Here is a 16,467-nt window from a genome sequence, read left to right on the forward strand (position 1 = left end):
GGCTGCCGCCGCTGGTGACGGCGAGATCGTTGTCTGTGCTCTGTTCCAGCGCGATTTCAATCAATTGGGCGTAAGTACTGCGATTGAGTCGAGCCCGCATTCCGTGACGGACCTGGAGATAGAGCGCGGGTGTCTCGGGATCGCCCTCGGCCTCGATCGGGTGTTCCGGTCCGGCGATCACGAGGTCGTCCGAGTTCAAACGGAAGGCCAGCGCGTCGCCCTCGCGCTTCACGTCGATGGCGATGAAGGCGGCGTCCTCGACTTCGATCGACAGCTTCTGCGTCGGGGTTACCAGCCAGTGCTGACCATCGTCGTCGCGAAATAGCAGCGAGGCGAAGGCGCGGACCATGGCGGGGCGGCGGATCTCGCCTTCCTGGTGAAACCAGCGGCCATCGGCGGCGATGCGCATCTCGCTGTCGCCCTCGTTGGCAGGGGACCACTGGTCGACCGGCGGCAACTTGCGCGCGGCGACCAATTCGGCCACTTCAGCCAGCGAGAGACCGGCGAGTTCGGGGGGCGGTTCGTAGGGCATCGTCTCGCGATGCCAGATAGGGTGGCCTGCGCCAAGGTCCAGTTTTGGAACCCGGCGCGCGCGAAGGCTACCTGAGCCAGGGGCCCAGCGCGCCCGCCGGGGGCAGCACTACCGGGTTTGCGGCGCGGACGAGCAGGCGGCGGCGCTCAAAGGGGCCGGGAAGCGTCCAGGCGCCGGTATATTCGTTGGTGAAGCCCCAGAAGCGGCCGTAGTACTCGGGGTCGCCGATCATGACCTGCGGCAGCGGCGCCCGGTCGTCGATGCCGGCCATGCAGGCGGACATCAGCGCCTTGCCGTAGCCCTGGCCTTGATGCTCGGGCAGCACCGCGACGGGGCCGACCATGATCATCGGATGGGCGCGGCCGCCGGGATCGTTGAGCGCGACCGGCCAGCACTGGATCGAGCCGACCAGCATCTCGTCACCGTCGAGCGCGGCGAAGCTCAGGCCCGGCAGCCAGTCGGTCCCCTCGCGCACCTTGTAGGCGGTGCGCTTGTGGCGGCCCGGCTCGAACGCGGAGTCGAGCAGCGTCTCGACGAGGGCGGGATCGACATTGTCGAGCGGGATGATGGTGGCGGTGTCTGGCGAAGTCATGGCGCGCGCCGGATAGAAGTGCGCGGGCCCCGTGTCGATTCAATTCGCCGGATCGAGCTTCAGCAGGTGCCCGCTGTCGGAACCTTCGCCGTCCTCGATCAGCCAGATCGCGCCGTCGGGCCCCTGTGCGATATCGCGGATGCGGTTGTCCATGGGGTAGCGCCCTTCCTCGACCGCCTTGTCGCCGTCAATGCGCACGCGCACGAGGCCGGTGGCGACGAGGCCGGTGATGATCGCCTGTCCCTTCCACGCGGGGAACCTGTCCCCGGTGTAGAAGATGTAGTCGCCCGGCGCGATCACCGGGTTCCAGCTGATCGCGGGCTGGGCGAGATCGGGACGGGTGGAATTGCGCGGGATCGGCTTGCCGTCGTAGTGGTCGCCGTCCGAGACCAGCGGCCAGCCGTAGTTGGCGCCGGGCTTGACGAGGTTCAGTTCGTCGCCGCCCGCCGGGCCATGCTCGAGGTCCCAGAGCCCGCCCTGCGGATCGAACGCGAGGCCCAGGATGTTGCGGTGGCCGTAGGACCAGATCTGGTCGGTGGGAGATCCCTTGCCGGCATAGGGGTTGCCTGGGGCGGGGGTGCCGTCGGGCAGCAGACGCACGATCTTGCCGAGGTTGGTTTTCAGGTCCTGCGCGGGCGTGAACTTCTGCCGCTCGCCCGACGCGACGAACAGGTATTGGCCGTCGGGCGAGAACGCGAGGCGGTGCGAATAGTGGCCGCGCCCGGTGACCTTGGGTGTCTGGCGCCAGATGACCTTGAGGTTGTCGAGCCGGCACTTCAGCGCTTCGGCGCAGACAAGGTCGGCCTTGCCCACGACCGCGCCGCGCGTGTCGCCCTGTCCGGCCTCGGCCCAGCTCAGGTAGACCACACGGCGGTCGAGCTTTTCGCTGCGCTGGCCGGGAGCGAAGATGAAATCGCCTAGGCCGCCCTGGCCGCCATAGTCGACCTTGGGCACGCCCGAGACTTCGCCGATCCTGCGGTCTGGCGTCATGAAGCGGATCGCGCCCTTGCGCTCGGTGACGAACAGGGTGCCGGTGCCTTCATCGAAGGCCATGGCCCAGGGCTCGTCGAACTGGGCGACACGCTCGACCTTGAAGGGAGCGCCGCCTTCGGTCGCCGCCGGCACGGCAGATTTTTCCCCTGTCGCCGCGCTGCCGCAGCTTGCGAGGATCACCGTGAGCGGCGATAGGGCGAAAACGAGTCTTTCAGCGATCATGCCCAGCCCAATGCTTGTTTCCACCACTGGTTCCATGGACACGAAACGTCACGTTATCGGCGTGGACGAGGCCGGGCGCGGACCTCTCGCGGGGCCGGTGGTCGCGGGCGCGGTGGTGCTGTGCAAGCCGCGGCCTTCGGGGCTCGACGATTCCAAGAAGCTCTCGCGCATCCGCCGCGGCGAACTCGAAGCAGTCATCAAGCGGCGCTGCCGATGGGCGGTGGGTGTGGTGGAGGTCGACGAGATCGACCGGCTCAACATCTTCGGCGCGACGATGCTCGCGATGACACGCGCGGTGCTCTCGCTATGCGAAGCGCTGGGCGAGGAGCCGGGCGAAGTGCTGGTGGACGGCAACCTGACGCCGCATGGCCGGCGCGAGGAATGGCGCTGGAAGGCCCGCGCGATCGTCGGAGGCGATGCCATCGAGCCGTGCATCTCGGCCGCCTCGATCATTGCCAAGGAGCACCGGGACCGCCTGATGCGCGATCTCGCACTGGCGCACCCGCACTATGGCTGGGAGCGCAATGCGGGCTATGGCACGTCCGAGCACCTCGCGGCGCTGCGCAGGCACGGCGCCACCCCGCACCACCGCCGCAGCTTCGCGCCCGTGGCGCAGCTACAGCTGCTGGTCTAGTTCAGGCGGCGAGCGGAAGCGGCACGGCGACGACCGGCTGCTCGATCACGGGAGCGGCAGGAGCTGCTGCGGGGGCCTCGGCCAGGCCAGCCATGTGGCGCTCGGCAAGGACGACGTCACGGCGCGAGGCGAAATAGAGCGAAATCAGGGAAAACATGGCGACCTCGAAGACAAAGGGGTTTGCTGCGGTGCAGCATCTGCCAGCCATTTGGATTGTGCAGGCCGTTGCGGCAAATGCAACGATGAGGATCGGAGTTGCATAACGTGCATCTGAAGCCATCGGGACGGGCTGCTCGGCACATGCCGCGATCAAAAAGTTTTCCACGAGTCCCTGCTGCCACAGCCACCACATCTTGAGTCGCGCCGAGTCGCCCAGACTCGATATGTAGTGTCGGATTCCTTTTGTTCCCTCGTGCTGAACACCTGAATCACAAGGAATCCCAACGAGTCGCGGCTTGACGCGGAGTCCGCGATGACTCACCCTAGAGGCATATCCACAGTTTATCGGAGCAGTCATGGGTCAGATTTTGGTCAAGGAACGGATTCGTGCGCGGGCGCCTGCACCCACGCCGAAGGAACTGCTTCCGCTCGGCCGCATCCTGACGGGCGACTGCATCGAGGCGATGCGCACCATCCCCGACGCCAGCGTCGACATGGTCTTCGCCGACCCGCCCTATAACCTGCAGCTGGGCGGCGACCTCTCGCGCCCGGACGGCAGCCACGTCGATGCGGTGACGAACGACTGGGACAAGTTCACCAGCTTCGCCACCTACGACCAGTTCACCCGTGACTGGCTCACAGAGGCGCGCCGCGTGCTCAAGCCCGAGGGCTCGCTATGGGTGATCGGTTCTTACCACAACATCTTCCGCCTCGGCGCGATCATGCAGGACATGGGGTTCTGGATCCTCAACGACATCGTGTGGCGCAAGGCCAACCCGATGCCGAACTTCAAGGGCACCCGCTTCACCAACGCGCACGAAACGCTGATCTGGGCGTCGATGGGCGAGAAGTCGAAGTACACGTTCAACTACCGCGCGATGAAGACCCTGAACGACGAGCTGCAGATGCGCTCCGACTGGGTGCTGCCGATCTGCAACGGCGCCGAGCGCCTCAAGAAGGACGGTCGCAAGGTTCACCCGACGCAGAAGCCCGAGGCGCTGCTGTACCGCGTGATGCTGGCGACCACCAACAAGGGCGACGTCGTGCTCGACCCGTTCTTCGGCACCGGCACCACCGGCGCGGTCGCCAAGCGCCTGGGCCGCGAGTGGATCGGCTGCGAGCGCGAGAGCGACTACCGCGAAGCCGCGCTGGAGCGCATCGAGATGGCGCTGCCGCTCGATGAAAGCGCGCTCAAGACCATGCAGTCAAAGCGCACTGCGCCCAAGGTCGCCTTCGGTACGCTGGTGGAGACCGGCTGGATCCAGCCCGGGACCGAGGTGTGGGACAAGAAGCGCCGTCACGTCGCCACGGTGCGCGCCGATGGCTCGCTCGCGGCGGGCGACGTCATAGGCTCGATCCACGGCGTCGGCTCGACCGTGCAGGGCGCGCCGTCGTGCAACGGCTGGACCTTCTGGCATCTTCAGCACGAGGGCGAGGTCAAGCCGCTCGACGCGATCCGCCAGTTGTATCTGCTCGCCACGGAGCCGTGAGGCCTTTCTGGACTGCGGTGTTCTGCCGCCGTCCGGAAACGGGTTCAGCCTGAGCCTTTAAGACGCTAAGGCCGCGCCATGACCCGCAAGCTCTACATCCGCCCGATCGCCTTCGCCGACAGCCCGCAGAGCGAGGAAGGCGACGCGGTGCGCCTTGGCGGGGCGATGGTCTGGGCGAGCCGCTTCGCGCTGATCGTGCGCGAGAACAGCCGGATCGTCTCGCGCGAGCGGGTGTCGGCGGGCCGGATAGCCTCGGTGCTGGGCGCGCTGCCGGCCGACCTCGGCGCGGCGGGCGAGGCGCAATGGGCGAACCTGCGCAAGGTCCATGCGCCGCTGAAGTGCGGGCCGCGTATGGTGCGGCTAGACCAGCCGCAGGTCATGGGCATCCTCAACATGACGCCCGACAGCTTCTCAGATGGGGGGCAGTTCCTCGACGACGAGGCCGAAGCCTCCGCCCATGCCTCGGCTATGCTGGAGGCGGGCGCCGCGATCATCGACATCGGCGGAGAGTCCACGCGGCCCGGAGCCGGCGCGGTCTGGGAAGGCGACGAGATCAGGCGCGTGGTACCGATGGTCGGCAAGCTCGCTGCCATGGGCGCGGCGATCAGCCTCGACACGCGGCGGCCTGCGGTGATGGAGGCGGGCCTTGCAGCGGGCGCCCACATCATCAACGATGTTTCCGCATTACGCCACGACCCGCGCAGCCTGGAACTCGCTGCCTCCACCGACGCGCCCGTTGTGTTGATGCACGCGCCGGGCAAGGCGGACGACCTCCACTCTCCCGCCGCCTACGAGGACATCGCAATCGGCGTGTTCGACTGGCTCGAAGAGCGCCGAGACGCGGCGGTGGCTGCGGGCATCGCGGCGGACCGGATCATCCTCGACCCTGGGCTCGGCTTCGGGCTGACGCTGGCGCAGAACCTCGCGCTGTTCAACGCGCTGCCGCTGTTCCACGCGCTTGGCCACCCGCTGCTGGTGGGTGTCAGCCGCAAGCGCATGATCGGCGCACTGTCGAACGAGGCGGCGGCGCACCAGCGCCTCGGCGGGTCGCTGACGCTGGCGGTCAAGGCAATGGAGGCGGGGGCACATATCCTGCGGGTCCACGACGTGTTCGAAACCGTGCAGGCGGTCCGGGTATGGCGCGGCCTTCGCGACGCGGCGCTGACGGACTTCTCGCAGCTGCCGAGCTGATACAAATCTGGACCTCGGATTAACCTCGGATTTCAGCCGGATGAACGAACCGGTGTTTTCTGTGTGACCCAGTCGTCATAACACCGCCGCATCGCGTCTGAGGCCCGGTTCGTCCCTCGGGCTGGGTCAATTTCCGATTGCGCCCGTTTTCCCCTTCGAACCGCCGAGGCAATGTCGCCCGGCATGGAAAGCGAAAGGGAGTTTCCCATGAAGCAGACCAAGATCATCAGCGCCGCTGCGCTGGCCTTCGCCGCCATCCCCGTTACCGCCATGGCCGTCGTGCCTACGATGTACGAAGAGAGCGCCGCCCGCGCCGAGGAAGACCGGATCATTCAGGCTCCGATCGGCGGCATCGAGGGCAAGAACTGGTACAACTACCGCGCCAACGTCAACGAAACCCAGAAGGAGCTTTCGAGCGACTTGCGCCACGCCAGCGACATCGAGGACCAGCGCGATGCCTGGGAAGAATACGGCACCGAACTGCGCGGTGAACGCGGGAAGTACGTGAAGGCCATGGCCAAGAAGGGCTATCGCGTTCCGACCGTCTACATCGAAGGTCTCTGAGCCTTCACCGCTTCGACAATTTTAAGGGCGGGCCATGCGACAGCACGGTCCGCCCTTCGGCTGTCCAGCTGGCGTTTATTCGACCTCGACGCGCAGGCGTTCGATCCGGGTGGTCGCGAGTTTCCAGCCGTCTCCCCGGTTGGAGTATGTCTCGTGGTAGCGGCCCCAACCGGTGAGGCGCTTGAAAGGCCCACCCGAGGGCGGAAAGAAGCGGTCCGTGAAGCACCATATGCCGCTAGCCGTGCTGGCGCTCTCGATGGTGATGTCGGGGTCGTTGCCCTGATGGACGGTGACGATGCGCGGCCCTACTGGGCTTGCGGCATCGGGCCAGTTGTCGCGTCCCTCGAGCACCATGTTCATCGCCGGCATGTGGTCGATCCCGGTGGCCGGGTCGGCGCAGCAGCCCCTGTAGTCGAGCACGCAGTCCTCGGCGAGGATGGAGCGGACCAGCGCAGCGTCGCCGTCGTCCACACCGCGCCAGTAGCGGGCCTTGAGCTGCCTGATGTCCTCGATGGCGGCGAGCCGCGCGAGCGTGTCCATGCCTGTCCTTCTCCCTTTTCACGGGAGACTGGCGGGCTCAGGCGGCGTTGTCGATGCCCAGTTCAGTGAGCTTGCGATAGAGCGTGGACCGCCCGATGCCCAGCCGCCGCGCCACTTCGGTCATGCGGCCGCGGTACAGGCCGATGGCGAGGCGGATCACGTCGGCCTCGATCTCCTCGAGCGGGCGCAGGTGACCGTCGGGGGTGTAGAGCATGACCCCCGAACTCTCCTGCATCGGGTTGCCCGCGATTGTGGATGAACCTGTGCCAAGGATGTTGAGAAGCTGTGGAAAATCTTCCGAGGTCAGCGCGTCGCCGTCGCAGAACACCGCTGCTCGGAACAGCACGGCCTGGAGCTGGCGCACGTTGCCCGGCCAGTCGTAGGCGGCGAGAAGCGACAGCGCGCCGTCCGTCACGCCCAGTTCGCGCAGCCCCGGCTGCTCGCCGATGCGGGCGAGGAAGTAGCGGGTGAGGGCAGGCAGGTCGCCCGGCCGTTCGCGCAGGGCAGGGAGGTGAACCTTGGTGGCGGACAGCGCTTCGAGGAGTTCAGGCAGGAACAGGTCCTGGCTCACCATGTCGGCAAGCGGCAGGTTGCTGGCGGCGATGATGCGCACGTCGACGCGGAACGAGTGGCGCGCGCCGATCGGCCGGCAGTCGCCCTTGCGGATCGCTTCGAGCAAGCGCTCCTGCACCGACAGCGGCAGGCTGTCGATCTCGTCGAGCGCAAGGGTGGCGCCGTCGCAGTGCTGCATCGCGCCGATTTGGCGGTCGAACGCGCCGGGGAAGGCGCCCTTCTCGTGGCCGAACAGGACGGATTCGATCGAGTTCGCCGGCATCCCGCCGACGTTCACGATCCGCAGTGGCATCCGGGTACGGGGCGAAGCCGCGTGCATCGCCCGGATGAGCATTTCCTTGCCCGACCCGCTCTCGCCCTCGATCAGCACGGGGGAGTGTCCGCGCGCGGCCTTGGCGGCGACGGCCAGCGCTTTTCGGAAGTTCGGCGAGGCCCCGATCATCGATTCGAAATCGGGGTTGGCGGTCATCTTCTCGGTGAGAGGCGCAAGCTCGTCGCGCGGCGCCTCGTGCTGCGTCGCCGAGCGCAGGGCGTGCATGAGCCGGTCGGGCGCGACGGGCTTGATGAGGTAGTCGGTGGCCCCGGCCCGCATCGCCTCTACTGCTAGCAGCGGCGAGGTACTGGCGGTCAGCATCAGGATGGGCAGCGCCGGGCGGCGGGACTTGAGTTCGGCGATCAGCGTGCAGGCGTCGTCGCCCGGTACCCACTGGTCGAGAATGATCGCGGCGAGCTGCATGCCCTGCCGCGTGCCGAGCGTGGCGATGGCGGTCTCGGCGTCGCGGACGATGAGCGTGCGCCATCCCTCGCGCGAGGCGAGCGCCGAAATGAGCCGGCTCTGCGCCGGTTCATCGTCGATGAGCATGAGGAGGCGTTGATCGAGTTCCGCCATTGTTCGCCGCTTGCATCGCCTCCGGGGAGTGGAATGTCATGTCTAGAGGCAACCGGTAAATACGGGATTAAGCCTGAGATAGACGCGCGCGTTCACTCTTGAGCCGGCGCCGCACCCCCGCTAGAGCAGGCCATCGAACAAACGGACAGGGGATAAGCGATCATGGCTTCGGGCAACGACATCAAGGCGGCCACCGCCACCTACAACTCGTTCATCAAGATGGCGACCTGGGGCACGATCGCCTGCGTGGTCATTGCGGCGGGCGTGGTCGGCCTGATCGCATCCTGATCCAACTCGGCCGGGACGCACCGCGCCCGGCCTACCCTGGGGCGTAGTCCCGGCGATGGTACGCCTCTTCAAGGTCTTGCTGATCCTCGCCGCTTTGGGCGGAGCGCTGTGGTACGGCGCTCATCGCTATGCCGAGCACCGCGTGCAGGCCGCCTTCGCAGAAGCCGGGATGACGGATGAGGCCGCGGCCTGCATGGGTCGCCGCCTTGCCGAACGGCTCACGCTGCGCCAGCTCTATCAGCTGACCACACTGCGGGACGAAGCGCACGACGCCGACCAGTTGCTACGCGCCGTACAGAGCCTGGACGACCGCAGGATCGTGAGGGTGACGGCCAGTTCCGCGCTCTTGTGCTCGACCGGCCTTGCCCGCTAGGGCGCAGGCTCTGCCCTTCGTCGCACACGCGGAGACCGCGCGCTTGACACTAGCTCCCTACGCTTCCGATCCCGCCCGTTCGCGCGGGCGCGAGTTTCCGACCGGCGACGGCCTCGCCCGCGGCCCTCGCAGCCCGTACCAGCGCGACCGCGACCGCATCATCCACTCGATCGCCTTCCGCCGCCTGCGCTACAAGACCCAGGTCTTCATCGCCCCGGACGGCGACCACTACCGCGTGCGACTGACCCACAGCCTCGAAGTCGCGCAGATCGCCCGCGTCATCGCCCGCATCCTCGGGCTCGACGAGGATCTGACCGAGGCACTGGCGCTGGCGCACGACATCGGCCACCCCCCGTTCGGCCATGCCGGCGAGGACGCGCTGAACGCCGCGCTCCACAAGGCCGGCGGCTTCGACCACAACGCGCATACGCTGCGCACGCTGATGCGGGTAGACAGCCCCTATTGCGAGCACGACGGCCTCAACCTGACGTGGGAAACGCTGGAGGGGCTGGCCAAGCACAATGGCCCCGTCACCGAACCGGGCTGGGCGCTGACCGGCCTCGATGCTGCCTATCCGCTCGACCTCCACACCCACGCCTCGCTGGAGGCGCAGGTGGCGGCGCTGTCGGACGACATTGCCTACGACAACCACGACATCGACGATGGCTTGCGCGCGGGCTTCCTCGACCTCGACGAACTGCTCGCCCACCCCTTCGTCGCGTCTCAGTGGGCCGAGGTGGAGCGCCGCTATCCCGGCGTCGATATCCAGCGCCAGCTGGCCGAACTCATCCGCAGCCAGATCGGCGTCATGGTCAACGACCTCGTCGCGCAGACCCAGGCGAACCTCGTCGGCGTAGGCAGCGTCGATGAAGTGCGCGCCGCGGGCCGGGCGCTGGTCGCGTTCTCGCCGGAAATGGCGGAGGGCGAACGCGCCTTCAAGCGCTTCATGTACGAGAAGCTCTACTACCATCCCGAGCAGATGGAGACCGCGAAGCGGGCGAGGGCGGTGCTCGCCGAACTCTATGCCGCCTACTCGCAGGAGCCGGTGCTGATGGAGGAAAGCTGGATCGACAACATGCCCCGCTTCGAGCCCGACCGCAGCCGCCACATCGCCGACTACATCGCCGGCATGACCGACCGCTTCGCCATCGCCCGCCACGCCGACATTTACGGCCGCACGCCCGAGGGCCTCAGCAATGTCTGAGCGCGGCTGACCATGGAACAGGGGGCTGTTCGCATATGCCTGGTCGGGGCGACCGGGCTCATAGGTTCCGCGCTGATCGCCGAGGCCATCGGGCGCGATGACGTGCGCGTCATCGGTGTCGGCCGGAGCGAGGCCGTGCTGCCGCGCGGCGCGCGCATGGAGATGCTGGTGGGCGAGCCGATCGACTGGCCGCAGCTCATCCGCGCCGCCCGCGCCGACGTGATCGTCTGCGCGCTGGGGACCACGATCAAGGCCGCCGGAAGCCCGGAGCAGTTCCGCGCCATCGACCACGATCTCGTCCGCTTCAGCGCCGAAGCCGCGCGCGAGGCGGGCATCGAGCACATGATGATGGTTTCCTCGGTCGGCGCCGACCGGATGGCCAAGAGCTTCTACCTGAGCGTCAAAGGCGAGACAGAGGACGCGCTGGGCAGGCTCGGCTTCCGGCGGCTCGACCTGCTGCGTCCGAGCCTCCTGCGCGGCGCACGCCGCGAGCGCCGCCCTCTCGAACGCGCGTGGCAGATCGCCGCCCCCCTCGTGGACCTCGTCCTGCTGAGCCGCCTGACCCGTTTCCGTTCCATCCGTGCCCGGGACGTGGCCCGCGCCATCCTCTCGCTCGCGCGGGAGCAGGCGGGGGGACGCTTCGTGCATGAACATGCCGAGCTAAGGGGCTGGGCGAGGTCTGTCAGGGCTGCCGATGCTGCGGACATGCACGAATCCGTTGAAACCACTGGCCTTCGCTTAGCCCGGCGTTGACTTGGCGAGTGCGCTGAACCAAGGCTGGGGCACTCGCTGACACGCGCGGGAGAGACCTTGCCGATTCGGTTCACCGGAACGGACAAGGCGCCGAAGGAGCAACCGCCCCGGAATCTCTCAGGCAAAAGGACCGCGCGGCGTCTACAGCGATACTCTGGAAAGTGCCCCGTGCCGTAAGGTCGTGGCCGCCGACGGTGTAACCCGGTCCGTCCCATAGCGGATGACGCCGGGGAAGCTCTCAGGTTTCCGTGACAGAGGGGGCACCGAAATGGTGTGCCATGCTTGTTGCGGAGTCGTGTCTTGAGCGAATACCCTGTTTCCGATGACGAAAATGGCTCGGAGGACTTCGTCGAAGACCTCGCCCCGCTGAACCTGCCGCTCGATGCCTGGCACCGCGAGCAGGGCGGCCGCATGGTCGAATTCGCCGGCTACATGATGCCCGTCCAGTATGAAGGCATCATGGCGGAACATCTCTGGACGCGCGAGAGCGCCGGCCTGTTCGACGTCAGCCACATGGGCCAGCTGGAGGTGAGCGGTGAGGGCGCCGCCGAGGCGCTCGAAGCGCTGCTGCCGGGCGATATTTCCGCGCTCAAGGCAGGACGCCAGCGCTATTCGCTGCTGCTCGACGAGAACGGCGGCATCCTCGACGACCTGATGGTGACCAACCGCGGCGGCGAATACTACGTGGTCGTCAACGGCGCGACCAAGTGGGATGACATCGCCCATTTGCGCGAATACCTGCCCGACGAGATCACGCTCAACCACCTCGACGAGCACGCACTCCTCGCGCTGCAGGGCCCCAAGGCCGCCGATGCATTCAGCCGCCTCGGCCTCGAGCCCGCGTTCCCAGGCATGCCCAGGCTCGAGGAGCTCAAGTTCATGCAGTCTGCGCCATTCTTCTGGGAAGGCCGCCCGCTCGGCGTCAGCCGCTCGGGCTACACCGGCGAGGACGGCTTCGAAATCTCCGTTCGTGCAGAGGACGTCGCCGCGCTGGCGGACGCGCTGGTCGCTCAGGACGAAGTGAAGCCGATCGGCCTCGGCGCGCGCGACTCGCTGCGCCTCGAAGCGGGCCTGCCGCTCTATGGCCACGACCTCTCGCCCGAGACCGATCCGGTCGCCGCCGGACTGACCTTCGCCATCTCGAAGCGCCGCAAGGCCGAGGGAGGCTTCCTCGGTGCCGACAAGGTGCTGCCCATGTTGGCCCAAGGTACGCCTAGGTCGCGTGTAGGTCTGGTGGTCGAAGGCCGCATGGCGGCACGCGAAGGTGCCAAGGTTTTCCGCGAAGATCAGGAGGTTGGCGTCGTGACTTCTGGTGGTTTCTCACCGTCACTGCAACAACCGATCGCCATGGCCTACATTGACGCAGAATTGGCCGCGGAAGGCACTTCCCTCACCATCGAAATGCGGGGCAAGAAGCTCGACTGCAAGGTCGTGCCGATGCCCTTCGTCCCCCATCGCTACCATCGCTGAGGAACTCCCCATGACCCGCTACTTTTCCGAAGACCACGAGTGGATCGAAGTCGAAGGCGACCTCGGCACCGTCGGCATCACCGACTACGCCCAGGGCCAGCTCGGTGACATCACGTTCGTCGACCTTCCCGCTGAAGGTGCAAGCGTCGGCAAAGGGGATTCCGTGTCGGTGGTCGACTCGGTGAAGGCCGCCTCGGACGTCTACACCCCGGTTTCCGGCACGATCGCGGAAGTGAACGCCGCTCTGGCCGATGCTCCGGAACTCGTTAACACCGAAGCCGAAACCGGTGGCTGGTTGTTCCGCGTGACGCTCTCCGACACCGCCGAAATCGGCGCGCTGATGGATGAAGCCGCATACAAGAGCTACGTCGACAGCCTCTGATTGCCTTCGAGACCACTACCTCGCCCGTGATCCCGCAGCCCGCGGGGATGACGGGCGGGGGCAGGCCAGAGCCTGCGCCGCCCCCTCCGGCGAACGAACGAGAGATTCCATCCTCATGCGCTACCTTCCCCTGACCGCGGCCGACCGCACCTCCATGCTGGAGACCATCGGTGCCGCCACCGTCGATGACCTGTTCGTCGATGTGCCCACCGAGGCGCGGCTTGCCGGCCCGATCCAAGGCCTTCCCGCCCATGCGAGCGAAATGGCTGTCGAGCGCCACATGACTACGCTGGCCGCCAAGAACGTGAGCGCGGGTTCCGCGCCGTTCTTCCTGGGTGCGGGCGCCTACCGGCACCATGTCCCCGCATCGGTCGACCACCTGATCCAGCGCGGCGAGTTCCTCACCGCCTACACGCCGTACCAGCCGGAAATCGCGCAGGGCACGCTGCAGGTCCTGTTCGAATTCCAAACCCAGGTCGCGCGTCTGTTCGGCACCGACATCGCCAACGCCTCGATGTACGACGGGTCGACCGCGTGCTGGGAAGCCATCCTGATGGCCGCGCGCGTAACCCGCAAGGGCCGTGCGGTCATGTCGGGCGGCCTGCACCCGCATTACGGCGAGGTCGTGCGCACCATGGCCAAGTTCACCAAGGACGACATTGTCTCGCTGACGCCCGAGCTGACCGCCGATCCAGACGACGCCGCGGTTATCGCCTCGATCGACGACAAGACCTCCTGCGTCGTGGTCCAGTATCCCGACGTGCTTGGCCGCATCCCCGACCTCGCCGCGATCGCAGAGGCGGCCCACGCCAAAGGCGCGCTGGTGGTGGCGGTCGTCACCGAGCCGGTGGCGCTGGGGCTGATCGAGGCGCCAGGCGCGCTGGGCGCCGACATCGTCGTGGGCGAGGGCCAGTCCCTGGGCGTCGGCCTGCAATTCGGCGGACCATATCTCGGCCTGTTCGGCTGCCGTGAAAAATTCGTGCGCCAGATGCCCGGCCGTCTCTGTGGTCAAACCGTCGATGCGGATGGCAAGCGCGGTTTCGTGCTAACTCTCTCCACCCGTGAGCAGCACATTCGCCGCGAGAAGGCGACGAGCAATATCTGTACCAATTCAGGGCTTTGTGCCTTGGCTTTCAGTATCCACCTGACCTTGCTTGGCGGCGACGGCTTGGCGAAACTGGCTGGCGTCAACCATGCGCGCGCACAAGCGACGTTCGAACGGCTGACCCGCATTCCGGGCGTCTCGCTGCTGAACACGGCCTACTTCAACGAGGCGACGCTGATCCTGCCGCGCGACGCTCGCGAGGTGGTACGTGAACTGGCGGAGAAGCGCGTCCTTGGCGGCGTTTCGCTGGGCCGCCTGTTCCCGGTTGCCGACGGGCTGCACAATGGCCTGCTGGTCGCCGCTACGGAGACCACCACCGACGAGGATATCGAGGCATTTGCCTTGGAACTGGAAGTAGTGCTGGAAGGAGCTTCGGCATGAGCGCAGTGAACGCAAGCGGTTGGCGCCCCTCGATGGGTGAAGGTGCCGGCGAGGCGAAATTCGCAACGTCCAGCGGTGATTACGGGCTGATGCTGGAAGAAGCTCTGAGCTTCGAGTTGGGCTCTGCCGATAAGTGCGGCGTGGATATCGACGACGCGGATCGCGCTCCAGTTAGTGGTCTGGGCCGGTTCCTGCGCAAGGCCGCACCGGCGCTGCCGGGCCTGACGGAGCCCGAGACGGTGCGTCACTACACGCGCCTGTCGCGGCAGAACTACGCCATCGACCTCGGGCCGTTTCCGCTAGGGTCGTGCACGATGAAGCACAACCCGCGCCTGAACGAGAAGATGGCCCGCCTTGCCGGCTTCGCGGATCTCCACCCGATGCAGCCGCAGAAGACCATCGAGGGCGCGCTCGAGGTCATCGAGCAGCTGGCCGACTGGCTGATCACGCTGACCGGCATGGCCTCGGTGGCGATGAGCCCCAAGGCAGGCGCGCACGGTGAACTGTGCGGCTTGCTGTGCATCCGTGCAGCGCTTGACGCGCGCGGCGAGGTTCGTGACGTCGTGCTGGTCCCCGAGAGCGCCCACGGCACCAACCCTGCGACGGCAGCTTTTGCCGGCTTCAAGGTCGAATCGATCCCCGCGACGCCGGCCGGCCGGGTCGATGTCGCGGCGCTCAAGGCCAAGCTCGGCCCCAACGTGGCGGGGGTGATGATCACCAACCCCAACACCTGTGGCCTGTTCGAGCCCGACATGCGGGAGATCGCCGATGCCGTCCATGCGGCGGGCGGCTACGTGTACTGCGACGGTGCGAACTTCAACGCGATCGTCGGCAAGGTGCGCCCCGGCGATCTCGGTGTCGATGCCATGCACATCAACCTGCACAAGACCTTCTCCACGCCCCACGGCGGCGGCGGTCCCGGGGCGGGTCCGGTGGTGCTGTCCGAGGCGCTGGCGCCCTTCGCGCCGCTACCGTTCGTCACACGCGGCGATGACGGGTCGATCCACCTCGTCGAGGAGGAGAATGCCAGCGAGGGCCATGCCCAGGCATTTGGCCGCATGGTCGCCTTTCACGGTCAGATGGGCATGTTCACCCGCGCGCTGACCTACATACTCAGCCACGGCGCGGACGGCCTGCGACAGGTCGCCGAAGATGCGGTCCTCAACGCTAACTATGTGCTGCGTTCGTGCGAGGACCTGCTGCCCGCGCCCTTCGCAGACAGCGGCCCGTGCATGCATGAGGCGCTGTTCAGTGATGCGGGGCTGGCCGACGGCTTTTCGACGCTCGACATCGCCAAGGGCCTGATCGACGAGGGATTCCATCCGATGACCGTCTATTTCCCCTTGGTGGTCAAGGGCGCGATGCTGGTCGAGCCGACCGAAACCGAGAGCAAAGCCGGCCTTGATCGCTTCATTGCATCCCTGCGCAGCCTTGCCGAGCGGGCCAAGGCCGGTGACGAGAGCCTGCACTCCGCGCCGCACTTCGCGCCGCGCCGCCGGCTTGACGAGACCCTCGCCGCGCGCAAGCCTGTGCTGGTGTGGCAGGGTGAGGCTGGCGTTCCAGGAACGCCATCGCTGAGCGAAATCGGGGGAAGCTGAGATATGGGCGGAAGTGCCGGGGCGGGCTGGACGGCTCACCTGCCGCTGCTGATCTTCGCAGGGGTCATGGCGTGGCGCTTCCGCAATCTCCAGAAAGCCCGGCCGCTGCGGCTGCCATTGCTCTGGATCATGCCACTGATCGTGACCGCCGCGTTGTGCCTCGCCGTTGCGGCTATGCCGCCCACAGGGCCTGGCTGGCTGGTGCTGGCTACCGGTTTCGGCGTTGGCGGCGGGATTGGCATGCAGCGCTCACGGCTGATGCGCCTTCACATCGAAGGCGAGGAGGCTGAGGCGCGGATAATGCTGCGTCAGTCTCCGCTGGCGCTGGCGCTTATCCTTGCAGTCTTCGCCGCGCGCCGGATGTTGTTACCGACGGGCGCGGCTCTGCAAGACAGCCACCCATCGGCAACAGCGCTACTCATGACCGACGCCATGTTCGGGCTGGTGCTCGGGATGGCGGTTTTAAGCCGAATGGTGTTGTGGCAGCGTGCGCGGGCCATGGCGGTGGCCCACGTCTTCGACGCCTGACGGCGC

The 16,467-nt window shown here is 66.9% G+C and carries 19 protein-coding genes and 2 riboswitches; of the genes, 13 read left to right on the plus strand and 6 right to left on the minus strand.

What is annotated here, in order from left to right:
• From PMI02_RS06780 to PMI02_RS06790, 3 genes are all read right to left on the minus strand, one after another.
• The coding region (locus tag PMI02_RS06780) for a DUF1285 domain-containing protein (protein ID WP_007680587.1) at positions 1 to 532 on the minus strand (532 nt) is incomplete at its 3' end.
• A 67-nt stretch (positions 533 to 599) separates the two neighbouring features.
• On the minus strand, positions 600 to 1,124 hold the full coding sequence (locus PMI02_RS06785; protein ID WP_007680605.1) for a GNAT family N-acetyltransferase: 525 nt from the start codon (positions 1,122 to 1,124) through the stop codon (positions 600 to 602).
• Positions 1,125 to 1,163: 39 nt separating this feature from the next.
• On the minus strand, positions 1,164 to 2,339 hold the full coding sequence (locus PMI02_RS06790) for a PQQ-dependent sugar dehydrogenase (RefSeq protein WP_007680607.1): 1,176 nt from the start codon (positions 2,337 to 2,339) through the stop codon (positions 1,164 to 1,166).
• Between the two features lie 34 nt (positions 2,340 to 2,373).
• Between PMI02_RS06790 and PMI02_RS06795 the strand changes: the two genes are divergently transcribed.
• Positions 2,374 to 2,973: a ribonuclease HII gene (locus PMI02_RS06795; protein WP_007680609.1), complete on the plus strand. Its 600-nt coding sequence runs from the start codon at positions 2,374 to 2,376 to the stop codon at positions 2,971 to 2,973.
• Between the two features lies 1 nt (position 2,974).
• Here the strand turns inward: PMI02_RS06795 and PMI02_RS27580 are convergent, their stop codons facing one another.
• A complete protein-coding gene (locus PMI02_RS27580; RefSeq protein WP_007680611.1) occupies positions 2,975 to 3,130 on the minus strand; it encodes a hypothetical protein in 156 nt (51 codons plus the stop codon).
• A gap of 358 nt (positions 3,131 to 3,488) precedes the next feature.
• On the opposite strand from PMI02_RS27580, the gene PMI02_RS06805 reads away from it, so the two are divergent.
• From PMI02_RS06805 to PMI02_RS06815, 3 genes are all read left to right on the plus strand, one after another.
• Positions 3,489 to 4,622, plus strand: a complete 1,134-nt coding sequence (locus PMI02_RS06805; RefSeq protein WP_007680612.1) for a site-specific DNA-methyltransferase — start codon at positions 3,489 to 3,491, stop codon at positions 4,620 to 4,622.
• A 78-nt stretch (positions 4,623 to 4,700) separates the two neighbouring features.
• Entirely contained in the window at positions 4,701 to 5,813 is a 1,113-nt protein-coding gene (gene folP / locus PMI02_RS06810) for a dihydropteroate synthase (protein ID WP_007680613.1), read from the plus strand.
• 207 nt (positions 5,814 to 6,020) lie between these two features.
• Positions 6,021 to 6,377: a hypothetical protein gene (locus tag PMI02_RS06815; protein WP_007680614.1), complete on the plus strand. Its 357-nt coding sequence runs from the start codon at positions 6,021 to 6,023 to the stop codon at positions 6,375 to 6,377.
• 75 nt (positions 6,378 to 6,452) lie between these two features.
• Here the strand turns inward: PMI02_RS06815 and PMI02_RS06820 are convergent, their stop codons facing one another.
• Both PMI02_RS06820 and PMI02_RS06825 read right to left on the minus strand, forming a co-directional pair.
• Entirely contained in the window at positions 6,453 to 6,917 is a 465-nt protein-coding gene (locus tag PMI02_RS06820) for a nuclear transport factor 2 family protein (protein WP_007680615.1), read from the minus strand.
• A 37-nt stretch (positions 6,918 to 6,954) separates the two neighbouring features.
• Positions 6,955 to 8,379: a sigma-54 dependent transcriptional regulator gene (locus PMI02_RS06825; protein ID WP_007680616.1), complete on the minus strand. Its 1,425-nt coding sequence runs from the start codon at positions 8,377 to 8,379 to the stop codon at positions 6,955 to 6,957.
• A 162-nt stretch (positions 8,380 to 8,541) separates the two neighbouring features.
• On the opposite strand from PMI02_RS06825, the gene PMI02_RS26270 reads away from it, so the two are divergent.
• From PMI02_RS26270 to PMI02_RS06865, 9 genes are all read left to right on the plus strand, one after another.
• Positions 8,542 to 8,667 carry an aa3-type cytochrome c oxidase subunit IV gene (locus PMI02_RS26270; RefSeq protein ID WP_007680617.1) on the plus strand — a complete coding sequence of 42 codons (126 nt, stop codon included), beginning with the start codon at positions 8,542 to 8,544 and terminating at the stop codon, positions 8,665 to 8,667.
• 55 nt (positions 8,668 to 8,722) lie between these two features.
• Positions 8,723 to 9,040, plus strand: coding sequence for a hypothetical protein (locus PMI02_RS06830; protein WP_007680618.1), 318 nt, complete (start codon positions 8,723 to 8,725; stop codon positions 9,038 to 9,040).
• A gap of 43 nt (positions 9,041 to 9,083) precedes the next feature.
• Positions 9,084 to 10,244, plus strand: coding sequence for a deoxyguanosinetriphosphate triphosphohydrolase (locus PMI02_RS06835; RefSeq protein WP_007680619.1), 1,161 nt, complete (start codon positions 9,084 to 9,086; stop codon positions 10,242 to 10,244).
• Between the two features lie 12 nt (positions 10,245 to 10,256).
• Positions 10,257 to 10,997: an NAD(P)H-binding protein gene (locus PMI02_RS06840; protein ID WP_007680620.1), complete on the plus strand. Its 741-nt coding sequence runs from the start codon at positions 10,257 to 10,259 to the stop codon at positions 10,995 to 10,997.
• A gap of 36 nt (positions 10,998 to 11,033) precedes the next feature.
• A riboswitch (glycine riboswitch) is annotated at positions 11,034 to 11,140 on the plus strand.
• 1 nt (position 11,141) lies between these two features.
• Positions 11,142 to 11,262, plus strand: a riboswitch (glycine riboswitch).
• A gap of 35 nt (positions 11,263 to 11,297) precedes the next feature.
• Entirely contained in the window at positions 11,298 to 12,467 is a 1,170-nt protein-coding gene (gene gcvT, locus PMI02_RS06845; protein ID WP_007680621.1) for a glycine cleavage system aminomethyltransferase GcvT, read from the plus strand.
• Between the two features lie 10 nt (positions 12,468 to 12,477).
• Positions 12,478 to 12,849: a glycine cleavage system protein GcvH gene (gene gcvH / locus PMI02_RS06850; protein WP_007680624.1), complete on the plus strand. Its 372-nt coding sequence runs from the start codon at positions 12,478 to 12,480 to the stop codon at positions 12,847 to 12,849.
• Between the two features lie 115 nt (positions 12,850 to 12,964).
• Positions 12,965 to 14,335 carry an aminomethyl-transferring glycine dehydrogenase subunit GcvPA gene (gene gcvPA / locus PMI02_RS06855; RefSeq protein ID WP_007680629.1) on the plus strand — a complete coding sequence of 457 codons (1,371 nt, stop codon included), beginning with the start codon at positions 12,965 to 12,967 and terminating at the stop codon, positions 14,333 to 14,335.
• Positions 14,332 to 15,933, plus strand: coding sequence for an aminomethyl-transferring glycine dehydrogenase subunit GcvPB (gcvPB, locus tag PMI02_RS06860; protein WP_007680631.1), 1,602 nt, complete (start codon positions 14,332 to 14,334; stop codon positions 15,931 to 15,933). Before gcvPA ends, gcvPB begins: the two co-directional genes overlap by 4 nt.
• 3 nt (positions 15,934 to 15,936) lie before the next feature.
• Positions 15,937 to 16,461 (plus strand): CcdC protein domain-containing protein, encoded by a 525-nt coding sequence (locus PMI02_RS06865; protein WP_007680633.1) that lies wholly within the window; start codon positions 15,937 to 15,939, stop codon positions 16,459 to 16,461.
• The last annotated feature ends 6 nt before the right edge of the window (positions 16,462 to 16,467 follow it).

The sequence above is a fragment of the Novosphingobium sp. AP12 genome, from assembly GCF_000281975.1.
Taxonomy (GTDB): domain Bacteria; phylum Pseudomonadota; class Alphaproteobacteria; order Sphingomonadales; family Sphingomonadaceae; genus Novosphingobium.